Origin of the sequence: Flavobacterium cerinum, from assembly GCF_024496085.1 — a bacterium.
Lineage (GTDB): Bacteria > Bacteroidota > Bacteroidia > Flavobacteriales > Flavobacteriaceae > Flavobacterium > Flavobacterium cerinum_A.
Genome location: NZ_CP101751.1, coordinates 3,594,329 through 3,608,460 on the forward strand (window position 1 = coordinate 3,594,329; position 14,132 = coordinate 3,608,460).

Below are 14,132 nucleotides of genomic sequence, written 5' to 3' on the forward strand. Positions count from 1 at the left end.
TTTTTATCTTTTAATTATTCGTTTTTAAATTGCTTAGCCGTAGCCATCCTTCGTAAACCTGCTGTTTTTTAAATCCGGAAATCTGCTTGTTTTTTCCTTCTGCCAAAGCTTCATCACTTTGCCAGGTTGTTACATCCGATTTATGAGTCCATTTCCAATTCGCGTTAATTCCGGCCGGTATCGGAATATCCGGAGCTACTTTTTCGGCTATAAAAGGAGCTACCCTAAAACCAATGTCCAGTTGCGATAACAAACGCCCCGAATTATGATTGAACAGTTCAACAAACTTGGTAGGCAAAATTCCGGTGGCTAAATGTACCCCTGCCGAAGGATACAGCAATAAAGTTACTTTAACCGGTTCCTGATTCAGGTTTAATTTTAATGCCGTATTCTTTGCAAAAAAGGAATCGGAATCACTAAAATTGAATTCCGGCGCGTTTGTAACTGTATGAAATACTTCACTTTCCGTATCGGCAAAATAACCGATCACACCATTTTTTTCCATTTCATAATCCCCGATTGTAAGCGGAAATTTAACGGTTTCTATATTCCCGGTATCTTCTTTCCCGGATTGACTCCATCGTTGATCATAACAAGGAAGCCCTAACGATTCCAAACCTACCGAACAACGTACTAAAGCCAAAGGCTGACCGTATAATAAAGCCGATGTCGTATTCTGTAAGGCCGTATTTCCGGTTGCATTTAAACTTACTTTATAAGCCAGATCCATGATACCCGAAGCCTTACTTCCGCTATTTATCGTCTCCAACAGCTTTTTTAACTGCGGATTTGTTGTGAGTTCCGGAATTGTATTTCCTCCCGGAAAGGGTTGTTTTATTAATTTAAGTCCTTTATTTTTGGTAAGATCCGATACGATTTGTAAAACTACGATTTCATTTCCATCTCCGTCATAAACCAATATACTATTATCCAGATAATTGGGAACGAGCCATCCTAAAACCGGACTGTCCGTTTTTCCGGTATCCTGATAAATGATATTATCATCGGTATTTAACCAATTGAATTGCAAACGGGAAGGCTGAATAATTCTTGGCGGTAACGGAATGATCACACCTGATTCTTTTTCATCGCCTTGTAACGTAACCGAGCAAGCTATATTGGTGATATTCGTATCGTCTTCCACTATTACTTTTTTTACTTGTCCGAAAGCATCCACAATCGAAAGGCTTTTTATTTTTAGCGCGCCCGAACGCAACGGATTAAAAACAGTAGCGTCTGTCCCGTTTATATTCCCGGGATCGCAACCTAGCTTATACCCGTCTTCACTGATCACATTTAACTCATTCCGGTCAATCTGATATTCCGTATTAAAATTATAATCGGGATCACTGCTATACAGAAATGGCGGTAATTGAATATCGGTTCGCTGCATTAATAAATTTTTATGCAAACCGCTTAATGCCTGTGCTATCAGATTTAATTTTCCGTATTTATCTACTATGGCTTCCGGAACGGTCTTTTTCAGATTGGCAAAAACCGAATTCGAAAACGGACTTATACCGCTAATTGAAACCGGCGTTCCCTCTACTTTCGCTGCTTGTTTTTTAAAATACAGTCCTTCTTCTAATTTCCATCCGGTCGAATCTGCAAGAAGGTCCAGATTCTTTATATCCGGATTATTGGATGTATAAACAATATCCCAAACCATAAACAACGGTGTCCATGCCTGTTCCCATCTGGTAATGGAAAAACTTTCGTGTGCTTTTTCTTTGTCTTTGTAATCCGGTTCGGACTGTATTTCCCTTACTTTTTGGGCAAAATCTTTTATAACGGCACTGGTTTTGTCTTTTCCGTCTCCCAATTGCGCGTCGATATAGGCTTGTAGCGCGATATCTATTGAAAGCGAGTGATCCAATAAAAGTGTCTCTGACACCAATGCTTTTATAGCGGCAAAAGGTATTTTAGGATGCTGCAATGCATTTACTGCCGGAATGTTCATCTGACTAGCCGAAATCGTTACCGGGATCGTTGTAGTATTATAAGGCACATTCAAATAAAGCTTTGTTAGCAACTGCTCTTCCAATCGGCAATTGATCTCTTTATCGGTGGCCTGAAAAGCCGGTTTTTCGGTATTTCCGATTCCGGATCCGCAAAAGAGCACAACGGGATCATTTGGTTCCCAAAAACGGTCTTCTAAGACTTCTTTTAGTTCATATTCCGGATTTGCTCCTGCTAATTCTTTATATTGTCGTAAGTCAGATGTTCGTTGCTGAATTTCTCCGTCCAGCAGATTTACTTCTACTTTTTTAGCCACCAACTGATCCAGTATTATTTGTCGGGAAGCGTCATAATCGAAGTTTTGAACCGTATAATTGTTCACGGTTTTATACGCTTGTTTGTACCATAGAAAATAGTATTCCTGTTGTAGGCTTACTATTTCCTGTTTGATTTTATTACAATTGATCTGCGTTTCGTTTAACGTATTTAATTCTTTTAGAATAGCATTGTTTTCAGGAAAATGCGGTCTTTCGTCCTGTTTCTCTTCCAAAGCCGTATCCGTAGCTTCAACCCGACTGATTTCCCAGATTGAGCTTCTGTTTTTAGGTGTAAAACCTCTTTTATGAATTTCCGTTTGAATGGATTTCAGACCCGGTTCATTTTTGCTATCGTCCAGAAACTGATATTGCAAGGCATTTAACAGTTCTTCCACTCCCGGTTTTTCAATTGTATTACTTTTGATAATCTGGGCGCTTAACGATTCAATGGCTGTATTTCCTACGTAAACCTGTACTTCTCCTTCCGGAACACCGCTTTTTAGCGCACTGTTCCACTGAATACTATGGATGGACGCATGCAATAAACACGATTCCGGATAGGTTTCCTGATCGCATTTCCACTGTTGTTTAAACCAATCCTGTGTTCTTTTTTGACGAACCTGCGCGACTGTTGCTTTTACTTCATCAAAATCGAAAGGAGCTAACGGATCTGAGGCGGGATCATTATACCAACCGGTAACGACATAGGTAACGGTACAATCAGAATTGATGTCGGCCATATCATCGTGAAAACCATAAACATTTTTGCTGCTGTGATATAAAGATGCAAAATACGGATTCACCGCTCCTACACCGGTTAAAACGGGTGATGTTACGCTATCTTCATAGGCAGCCGACCATTCGACAACCTTTCCGAGATTACTGAAATCCAGCTTATCATTCTGTACTGTTATCCAGTTCGGTACGGGTTTATTATTTTTTATTGTATTTTTTTCATCACTTTTAACGATCCACATTCGGGATTCCATATTTTTTATCCCTTTATCCGTCCGGATACGAATCACCATCCACCGATTAGGTGTAAACGGAAACTGCATTTCTTCTCCTTCGTTTATAAAAGCGTGTTTTAATGCTTTGGGTAATGTCCAATGCAGGTGTACTCCTTTTTTGAGTTGTATTGTTTTGTTTGTATCCGGTTGTAAAACATTCCCCAGAATACTCTGATTGTATTGTTGCAATTGCGGACCTAAATCCATGCAATCGTTTTTATCGCTACCCAATGCCAGGGCTTCCATATACATGGGTACAAAAAGTCTGGAAGTATTACTCATGGCTATCGGTATTTAGGACGTTAATTGTTATACTCTTTTTTACCGGACTGTCGATCATCTGATAGGCGAACTCGGCTGATGTAAAATAAATACCTTTACTTTCTCCGGTGGTATTCATCCAGTGCTTAGCGGTTAATTTCTCCTGCATGATACTCGCTAAACCGGCTATATCAATAACGCCGTTTTGAATCAGTCCGTCGTTTAATTCGGCATTCACATCGGCAGTACCATCCGTTATTTCCTGATTCGTACCGTCCTCATTTTTTAGGTTTTTGAGATAAGTACTATTGTTTTTTATTCCGAAATGTAATCCTTCGTAAGGTTGTTTTATTGTGATGTCAGCAATATTACCGTCAAAAATTCCCAGGAAAATATCCGAATCGATACGTTCAAAACGCAAAGCAGGAAGCAGCTTTCCATCGGCATCAAAAGCCGTAATTTCGAGTCCGCGCCAACCGGAGACAAGATCCGACCGAAGTAAAAACCCGGTAGTATTGAGTCGTCGTCCTTTTCTTTCGATTGTCCCGCTGCTGATATCGATTGACTGTGTTTGATACCCGTCAATAAAATTACCGTTCACCGCCTGTTCCAGCAGCGCATCACTTTTATTGATTCTGCCAATACTAAGTGCACCGTCCAGTAAGGCTTCTATCCAGTTCGGATCGACATAAAACAATGCAAGTGTTCCGGTATAGCTTCCCGTATTTTTCTGATGCTCTTTTTGCAAAAGAAATTCATGGGGAACGATATAAGAAAACGGGATTCCGTTTAATTTGTATAAGTTACCTAAAAAGTGTTTGACTTCTTGCGGTATCGTCATAGGTAAATCAGAAATAGTTTCAACCGGAGATGTCATTTCTATTTCATGTAATGCACCCAGATAGCGCGTAACTTTATCTTTTATGTTTGTTTCACTGTCATCGCTCAAAATGGTATTCAGCTTATCGCCTCTTGACTTTCCGGCTTCGAGTTGATTTTGTGCCATACGCCAATTCAGAATGGCTTTGGAAAATTCCTGATTCTGTAACGCCAGAATACGTCCTAACTGCCAGGCAGCCGCAAAGGAAATATCAAAAAAACCGGTCGTTTTATCATATCGCAATGCCGCATCGGATGAAGCAAATGAAATACACTTTGAAGTTGCCGGAAATAATTTCGGTACAAACGGACCGTGGTACCATGAAATCGTACTCGCTCCGGTTCGGGTTAGATGTTCCAGCGGGACATATCCGGAATTAAAATATGACATTAGTTCCGGAGCATCATTACCCCGTTGAATTTTGATGCTCTTTACTTCCAATCCGTCCGCTAGCTGTGAAAAACTGGCATTTCCCGAATCTGTAAAATTCCAGTTGGCCAGTACAACTAATCGGGCTTTATGATTGTTCGGAATATTCTTTTTGGAATCAGCATCTTGAAGATAATCGGTATAACCTTCCAACGATACCAAAATAGCGGTATGCTGCTTTCCTTTTGCGGGCAGACGATTTCCTACGATAACCGCAAAAACGCCGGCTCCTTCCGCATTTATATCTGTAATTCCTTCTTTATCCTTATTGTCAATGCTTACCTCTTTGGCATGAGCCAACAGCGAAAGACTTTTCATGGACGGAATATAGTGTTCAAATTGTTCTTTTGTCAGGTCAATTGTAAAACAACCGTTGTTTTTATCTTCCCATTCCATTAATTTTAAAACTTCCTGACCGGTTGCTCCCGTCTCAAAAATAGCAGGGCGGATAATCCCATCGTTAAGATTCGGTTGAATAATAGCTGCAATGGTATTTCTGTTGATTTGCAGGCTTTTCATTTCATCTTCATCAAAAAGCAATAATGTCATCCAGGGAACCGGTGGTGCTTCCTGCGGATTGCGTTTGCTCTCCGGAGTTGATGCTCTTTGGAAAACCGGGAGTTTTCCGTCTAAAGTACGTTCCCACGGTAATGTTCGTCGCGTAAATACCAAATGTGGTAATGATTCCGAATAGTTTCCCGATTTATTCGCGGGCGGGTAAACGGAATAAATATCATTCGGATTAAGCGTAAACCGAGCGGCATCGACACCAAAATCGAATGTTTTTTTAATGTCCTGAATGCTTGCTTTGTCTTTTATAACCCGCTGACTGACTTCCGTTGTATATTTTCCGGCCACCATAGCAGGTAAAAAACATTGCACTATTTTTGTATTCTCACTCATTCTTTTACGTTTTACCCTAAATTTTATTCTACATCGGTACTATATTGCGGTAGTTGACCTATTTCACATATTACCGGAATACCGGTAAAATAATCGTCGTCATTGGTCATATTTCTGTTTATTGCTTCTTCATCGATATCCGGGAAGCTCTCGTCAAATCCGGTTTTAAGAAGCGCTACCATTTTTTCCCGTTTCTCTTTTACGCTGCTTTCATCATATGTTTTTTCAAGAATACCGGTTACTTTTATATTGTTTACCTCATCATAATAGCCTAGAACTTCAAAAGCATGATAAGCCTCGCCCGTTTTGGCCAATGTGAATTTCCAATCGAATGTTCCTTTTGAAGCATCGAATAAGACTGAAAAATCGAACGTTCGTATTTGGGCAACCTGCGGCAAAACCGGTGGTTGAATGATAACTCCACTCAACACATTGGTCAGTACTTTCGAAGTGCCCGGATTGGCATTATTACTTTTCGATTCCTCACCTCCCCATAAGGCTTCGGCGACTCCTTTTGCAATACCGGAAACCATTACATCCATTTTTGTGTTATTCAGTACAACATCAACATTCATTTCAAATGCTACGGTACCTTTTGTAAAACCACACGGACGGATTCCGATATTTTTTTCTCTGTTTGCATAAATAATATTGCCTGTTTCCGATTTTATCACAGTACTTTCCGGTACTTCTTTATCGTTGATTTTTAATTCGGATACCGGAATAAAAGAATCAATTGTAATCGCTAGCTGATGCGGATTGATTATCGGGAATTTTGCTTCCCCTTTTACTTCAATCAAACCGTTACTAATCGTTATATTAGTTGGATCCGGGTTAGAAACTGTATTTGCTTTCCCCTCTTTAAGTCGGGCATTGACCGGTCCGTTATTTTTCTTCTGTGGAATAAAACCGGTTGCAAATTCTTCCCATAGCAGTTTTTTCGGTGCTTTTTTCGAATGATCTCCAAAAGGAATAGTAAAGGAGAATATTGTCCAGTCCACATAGGCTTCTCCGGCAAATGGCGGTCCCCATATATGCAATTCGGCGCCCATTTCGAAGCTGAAATGAATTCGTACAAATAAAATTTTAATATCAGCCTCAATCTTAACCGTAATCCCCATATCGATGTAATAGTGAAACGGTGCCCATGAAATAAGCATATCGGCCCATATCACAATTGACGCACTTATAATCGAGGTTTTAAAAAGTACTTCCCATTTACCGCCTGCCATAATTGCCGAAGCAGTAAGTGCATAGTACATTTCTCCTTTAATCGATACCAGACTACTGATTTTCCAGCTTAATGCCAATCGCGGTACGGTTGGATAATGTGCCGGTTTTACAAATTTCGGATGATAACCGCCCAGTGTAATGACAAAATCGCCTTCATGTAGTCCTTTTATCCAGGTATAAAAAGCAAAACCTCCGGATAATTTACAGTCTTTCGAAAGAACATACGAATTGGGTGTAATAACTGCTTCAACGGAAATCACATCACTACCCGGTCCGAAATGCGCCAGAATAGCAAGTTCAACATACACTATCGGTTCCGGAGCCATTGATTTTTCCGGCCAGCTCAATCGAGAAAGTCCCAGAATTGCAAATTCAAGCTGGGTTCCGAAATTAACCGTTAGCAGTACAAACGATTCAATGAGTTTAAATGAGGTAAATTTAATTCCGACAGCTAACCAGTAGTCTCCAATGGAAATTTCTATTGGTTTTTTACCGTTTTTCATTGGTGTTTCCAGAGAAGTCAACAATGGCAATAATCCTTGATCTTCTTCCGGTCGCATCGCCAAAGCGACTAACGGAAATAGCGCCACTTCGTTAATCGAAGGCACATTTATTTTACGGTTATAACCAAATCCGGCGGCAATTCCGGTGACAAAAAAGAAAGCCGGGCCGCCAATAGGTCCGTCAAATACACCATAAATAAATAAGGATGCTTCATCAGCTACTTTAGCATAGGATCCGATGGCTGAAATGGTAAAACGACTTACTTTTATAATCGCTCCTCCATTATATACATCAATGGTTGTTTCTTTATAGGGCGCTGTGGTATGTAAAAAGGCTCCCGATATTTCGATTGGCGGCGCTTTATAGGAAAGTCCGAGACCTTCCAGATAGAAGTCAGGCATTCCGGGGGGCCATTGCAGTTTAAAGCCGAGACCAAATCCCATAAGCTGCATTCCCATGCCTTTCATTTCCATCGAGGCATCAAGCAGCAATACCACTTTACTGTCCTGATAAGCAAAACCCAATCGCTGTAAGGTTACCGGGCCTATTTTTTTATCTAACTTTTTCCATTTTGCCTTAGCAATTATTCCATCGCCTAGCGGTGTTACACTGGTAACTGCCGGTTGCTGTGGTTGTTCGGGCTCTTTATATTGCTGATCGGTTCCTTCGTTTAAAGCATAATATTCCTCAACACCGTTGATTTCCAGTTGTGTGGTAATATTAAAACCGGAACCTATTGCGACCGGCGGTAATCCTTCAAAACGTTTTAATTCCTCTTTTTCAAAAGTTCCGTTGGCATAAATCGCCAGTACTTCTTTAAAACCAAAGGCATTCCCTTGTGTTAAAACAGGTCCGGCCAAAGGCAGTTCCTCTAAATCCAGGTTGAGATCCGCACCCATTCCGAAAAACAAACCGGATGTGTTTTTTTCTTTTTTATAAAGTAAAAAGGCTTTAAATTTTTCGAGCGTAAATGACAGTGCCGGCATTTTATTCGTTACACTATCACCAAAGAATTTAGCGGCTAAGTTCCGTAAATCGATTGTTGTTTTTCCTGAATTCTGATAAGCGGCATATACATAACCGGCTTCATTTTCCTGAACAAAATTTAAGACAAAACGATGTTCATCCACCGATAAAATGCCTCCAAAAGCAAAAGCTGTTTTCGAACTGTTTTTCTGATAATCAATTGTTATAACAGCATCAAAATAGCTTTCGTTAATTTTGATTTTACAATTGAATTCGATTTTAAATTCTGAAGCCTCGATTCCACCGGAACCATAGGTTACCGAAAACTGTTTAAATGTAACGGCATTTAAAATTTCGGGGATTACTTCCTGTTTTGTCGTACAGCAATTTATGATATCCTGTACGCTAATTCCGTTTTTATTTTCGGAGGTTAGAGTGGCATACAAAAAACTTTCCTTTGTTGCATCTTCTGTAATTCTGCTTCTATAACCGACAGCAATGTCAACAGCAATCGGAGCAGACGGATTTCCTAAATGAAATTCCGTTTGCCCCGTGATTTCTACTAAAAAAGAGTTATTCGTAGCCATAATAAACCGCAATGCTATTACTTGATCAACCTATTAAAAAACGACAGGTCAGTCAATGCAAAGGGGATCCGTAATTTATAGATTAAACCGGATCCCTTTTGAATGGTAATGTTTTATTTTTAAAATCTTTTTCCTACGGAATATTATTTTTCAATTGCTTTGGTTGCAACTGTTACGGGTGTATTGGTTACTCTGAAACCTGCTTTTTTAATGGTGAAATTTCCGAATTTCATTTCATTCCCATCTTTTGACTGTACATTAAAGTCGAACGTATTTTGTGTTACGTTATAGTAAAACTCTTTAAATTCGATTTCATAATCTTTTATGTCTTTACCGTCGCCTTGACCCGGAGGAAAGCTAACAGCTGTTTTATCACCTGATTTACCTTGAATCCAACCTACCAAATCGTTAAGTTTAATAGACGTACCCGGCGCTCCATCCTGTTTATCGCTAAAGTCGATGATCAAATCGCCTTTCGGATTTTTTTCCGACGGAATATTTCCAATTCGTACGCTTACTAAAACGGCATCCGGTTTTGTATCCGGCCCAATTCCAAGTTGTCCGTTTACGCTCACACTGTATTTGGAAACATCTACTAATCCGGTTATTGTTTTATTTTCTTTATCCAGCATTCCGTTAACAGCTCTTCCACCTGCTTTAGCGCCATCCGTCCAGGTTACCTGAATGTTGTCTGTAGGCTTCCAGTCCGGAGCATCCCCTTTAATCGTAATCGTATCGGTTGTTGTTCCTTTAAAGCTGAAGTTTGTCAAATCTGCTCCATCAACAATAGCGGAACTGGTAAGGTTTTTAATTTCTGTGATTGTAATTGCCATAATAATTAGATTTTTAATGTTTAGTATTTAATGATATAATTCAGAGCCATCCATTTCGGGCGATTTTGTCCCGTTGATTCACCGCTGGTAAAAGCGGGCAGTGTAACAGAAACCGTGTGGTAGTGATTTCCGTCACTTTCCGTTGTCTGGTATTTAATATCGGTACCATTGGTATCGATACCGGAATAATTTCCTTTGTCAAAATTTCTTTTATACCAGCCGGAATTAAATTTATGGGTATGCGCGCCGTTTGTCGTTGTTGTAAATGACTGAGCAGGCGGGCTTATAGTATGAGCATGTCTGTCGGCTTCTCCTCTTCTCCCCAATTGCTCGTTTCCGTTTGCCGGATTCGCCCCCATAACAAAAGTTTGCCTTAAATCGGGTACATTAAACTGACCGTTAGCCCCTCCGTACATATTACCTATTATTTTAAAAAGGTCGTTTTTATCGCCGGTTGTCGGGTAAGATCTTCCGTCACATAACAACCATCCGTCCGGCGCCTGTGTTCCGGCAAAAGCCATTACGGAACCTACCGGCATTATGCTTCCGGTTTTATCCTCGATCCGTCCATCGGATTTAATATTTCCGGCAACCTGCAATTTTTCCTTCGGATTGGATGTTCCGATGCCTACATTTCCGTTCGGAAGTATTTTTAAAGCATCATTTTGAGAAAACAATACCGAAACATTAGCTATTAGGCAAAGAAGAAGTAGTATAATGTTCTTTTTTTTCATCTGTTCCTTTTTTATTGCTTTTATTCGCTTTTTAAGCATTCAACATTCAAATGCCGAACCTATAACTTTTTCATAGATTTCTTACAGGTAAAAATACCTATTCCAATAACAAATATTCCTTGCTTATTCAGTAATCGGTAAACAATTGATCCTATTCTTTTGGTTTTTATGCATTGGAAAAATGCCATAGAAAACTGTAAATGATGTATTTATTTACAGTCTTTAATTAACTATATTAGCGAATCTATATTTATGACATACGTTATATACTATTTTTTCATAAAATAAATATGTAAAAAATTTCTCAATAAAACATTATCAATCATTTTAAGAGCAACCAAAAGTGGACAAACTATACCAAAAGCAACTTGAACAATTACGGCAACGCATTCCTATCGGACTTAAATACGGACAAACGTTACTCGAAATAACTAACGGAGATTTAGACAAAGCGGAGCAACATTTTGCCGATAAAATGATTGCCTTAACAAGTAACAAAACGGGTGTAAAACAGGACGTTGCTATAAGACATTTAAAAAAATGTAATTATGATATTGCTTTGACAATTAAAAGTATAAATGAAGAACGCTATACTTTGACGGAACTTGTTTTAATAAAGTACAAAGACAATAAAGAAGAAGCATTGGACAAAATTGTTTCTATAATTGAAGAAAAATATCAGTTAAGAAGAAACTATTGGTTCGATTTTGATGCATTGAAAAAATTATCATCGGAACAATATTGTTTTATGACAATTATGGAATGGCTTAATTATGAAAATTGGGAAGATTATCAAACGGCATTGACATTCCATTTCGATATCGTTATAGAACAAATTGACAAAAATCTTGGCCTTTATGATTTATCCGATTCTTTGAAAAATGCAAAAGCGATTTTGACACTAGTGTATGAAAAAAATGAGATACAAAAAGAGCATAATCATTATATAAAAGCCACTAACGAATTGCGGGAAAACGACGATTTTCAGAAAAATGAAACTGAATTTAAAAAACAAAGGCCACTACTTATAAGCAGCCTTTATGAATTAATACAAAATAATATTTCCCAATTTCCTTAGTGGATCTTATTTTATTTAAACCAATAATTACAGTAAGTGAATTAAATTATTTCGGTAAATGTGCGATCAATTCGACTTCTAACTTTGCTTGCGGCATATATAGTCTTTCTATTTGTACCCAGGTAGCAGCGGGAAAGTCCCCTTTATAAAATGCTTTTCTAACGTAATTATACTTTTTCATCGCCTCTATATCTGTCGTATACAAATTTTCTTTTACAACATTTTCGAATGTAGCGCCATAGCCGGATAAGGAAGCTTTTAAGGCTTTATAAACCGATGTTATCCCTTCCGGGGTTATGTCATTTGTCACTGCCCCTGAAATATAAAGAATATTGTCGACCTTCAAAACCTGCGTATAACCGGCAATCGTATCTTGTTTTATTTCATTATTCCAATGCCATTTTTCTTTTTTAATTTTTGTTTCCTGCGAAAAAGTTTTACAAAAAAGGAGAAGAAAAGAGAATACTATACAATACCGCATAATCCTTTAATTTAAATTAAGTTCACAATATAGCAATTTTGATGTTTTTATACTTGATCAAAAGACAGAAATGCTAAAACACATAAAAGCCTTAAACAAACTGCTTAAGGCTTTCTTCGCTACTTCATATCACCAAATTACACACTGCTCATTTCAATTTACTGTTTTATAATCTTTCCGGAATTCTTTACTGCTTTATTCTCTGATACATTATAGAAATACGTTCCCGCAGGAAGATCAGCGATATTAACTTCATGATGTACATCTGATCCGTCTATTTTTATTTCTTTAACCGTCTGTCCCTGTGTATTTATAATGGCAAGATGGTAGGCTCCTTTTTCCGGAATTTCAATATAAAACTGATCTTTCACCGGATTAGGATAAATATTCACTTTTATTTTGTTTTGTTCTCCTACGGATAAAACACCCGTGCCTTCAATAAAATTATGTGCTGTATTGATTCCTCCGGTAAAATTTTCAATTAATCCCGACGGCCATTTTATCTGAATAGTTTGTATCGTTCCGGCATCACCCAAACCAAAATGAGTCGTCAGGGAATTTTGACTCGCATATCCTGAAGCGGCTTCCACTTTTCGGGTTTGCGTCACTACATTTCCGTTAATTACGGAAGTCACCTTAACAACAGCCCCGATCGCCGATTTATTAGAAACGGTTCCGACACACTTAATTTTAACCCAATTATTTCCGGTTCCTGTATTCTTATAAACTGAATTCACCTGACTTTCATTTTGATTATTGGCTAAAATAATATCCAGCCAACCGTCATTATTATAATCACCAAATGCTGCTCCGTACGTCCAGCCTTCCTGAAGGGCTAATGCACTGGTATGATCCTGAGTGAAATTACCATGTCCGTCATTGATAAAAACTGAATTTTTAAAATGGGTATCCGAATAAGAATTTCCGATAAACAAATCCAAATCACCGTCGTTGTCAATATCTCCGAAGGTAGATCCGAACGAAATAACGGTTTCCAATGCGATTGCTGAGCCGGTCATTTCCGTAAAAACCCCGTTATTATTAATAAACAACTGATTCCCCTGTTCCCAGTTGGCTACCAACAGATCAAAATCACCGTCATTATCAACATCCGCCCAGGAACTGCCTAACGAATCTTTGATGTCCTGAACAATATTCAGATTGGTTATCTGCGTAAAATTATTAGGCCCGTCATTTCGGTAGAGCGTATTCGTATTATTCATTTCGTTTGTGACAAACAAATCGTTATCTCCGTCATTATCATAATCAACCCAGTCAACCGATCGTGACGGTTTCACCTCATTGGTAATCGTTAAATCCGTTCGCTGTAAAAATGTACCGTCTCCCTGATTTTCAAAGTATAAGTTCCGCAAGGATTGTGCACTGTTTGTTATGTACAGATCCAATAATTGATCATTATTAATATCAATCCAGTTCGCTGTTTCAGAATACGTAGGATTCGGTGCCACTCCCGGATCAAAAGTAAAAGTGCCGTTACCGTTATTTCGATAAAAATAATTGCGTTTAGCAATTCCGCCAACACCCCATGTCACGACATAACCGTCCAAATCGCCGTCATTATCCGTATCGGCAAAGCTGGCTCCAACTGCACGGATACTATGTTCAACAATGTCATCATCCGTTACCGTGGTAAAAGTTCCGTCGGTGTTATTAATATATAACATGTTTTGCTCTCCCGAAGAAAGTCCGTTGGTAAAGAAAATATCGTCCCATCCGTCATTATTCACATCAATAAAGTTGGCACTTCTGGACGATGATAATGTGGTTGTAATGTCCGGGAAATGCATTCTTTCAAATGATTGTGCCTGCAATGAAAATGAAGGGATCACTACTACTGCCATAAAACGTAATGCTGTTTTCATAACTATGATTTAAAGATTCGATGGTAAAATTCCGTAATAATGAATCGCCTTTTTTTTAATTGATATGAACCCCA

Annotated in this window: 8 protein-coding genes; 1 reads left to right on the forward strand and 7 read right to left on the reverse strand. The window is 38.7% G+C overall.

Annotation, left to right across the window (positions count from 1 at the left end):
• Positions 1 to 10: 10 nt before the first annotated feature.
• The 5 genes from NOX80_RS16205 to NOX80_RS16225 all read right to left on the reverse strand — a co-directional run bounded on the left by NOX80_RS16205 (position 11) and on the right by NOX80_RS16225 (position 10,616).
• On the reverse strand, positions 11 to 3,568 hold the full coding sequence (locus NOX80_RS16205; RefSeq protein ID WP_256550845.1) for a hypothetical protein: 3,558 nt from the start codon (positions 3,566 to 3,568) through the stop codon (positions 11 to 13).
• Complete coding sequence (locus NOX80_RS16210) at positions 3,561 to 5,759, reverse strand: hypothetical protein (RefSeq protein ID WP_256550846.1); 2,199 nt, start codon at positions 5,757 to 5,759, stop codon at positions 3,561 to 3,563. The genes NOX80_RS16205 and NOX80_RS16210 overlap by 8 nt, the downstream gene beginning before the upstream one ends.
• Before the next feature lie 23 nt (positions 5,760 to 5,782).
• A complete protein-coding gene (locus NOX80_RS16215; RefSeq protein ID WP_256550847.1) occupies positions 5,783 to 9,049 on the reverse strand; it encodes a DUF6603 domain-containing protein in 3,267 nt (1,088 codons plus the stop codon).
• Positions 9,050 to 9,192: 143 nt separating this feature from the next.
• Positions 9,193 to 9,882 (reverse strand): hypothetical protein, encoded by a 690-nt coding sequence (locus NOX80_RS16220; RefSeq protein WP_256550848.1) that lies wholly within the window; start codon positions 9,880 to 9,882, stop codon positions 9,193 to 9,195.
• Between the two features lie 20 nt (positions 9,883 to 9,902).
• Positions 9,903 to 10,616 (reverse strand): phage tail protein, encoded by a 714-nt coding sequence (locus tag NOX80_RS16225; protein WP_256550849.1) that lies wholly within the window; start codon positions 10,614 to 10,616, stop codon positions 9,903 to 9,905.
• A 343-nt stretch (positions 10,617 to 10,959) separates the two neighbouring features.
• On the opposite strand from NOX80_RS16225, the gene NOX80_RS16230 reads away from it, so the two are divergent.
• Positions 10,960 to 11,694 carry a hypothetical protein gene (locus NOX80_RS16230; protein WP_256550850.1) on the forward strand — a complete coding sequence of 245 codons (735 nt, stop codon included), beginning with the start codon at positions 10,960 to 10,962 and terminating at the stop codon, positions 11,692 to 11,694.
• 46 nt (positions 11,695 to 11,740) lie between these two features.
• Here the strand turns inward: NOX80_RS16230 and NOX80_RS16235 are convergent, their stop codons facing one another.
• Entirely contained in the window at positions 11,741 to 12,175 is a 435-nt protein-coding gene (locus NOX80_RS16235) for a RidA family protein (RefSeq protein WP_256550851.1), read from the reverse strand.
• A gap of 158 nt (positions 12,176 to 12,333) precedes the next feature.
• Positions 12,334 to 14,058: an FG-GAP-like repeat-containing protein gene (locus tag NOX80_RS16240; protein WP_256550852.1), complete on the reverse strand. Its 1,725-nt coding sequence runs from the start codon at positions 14,056 to 14,058 to the stop codon at positions 12,334 to 12,336.
• Positions 14,059 to 14,132: the final 74 nt, after the last annotated feature.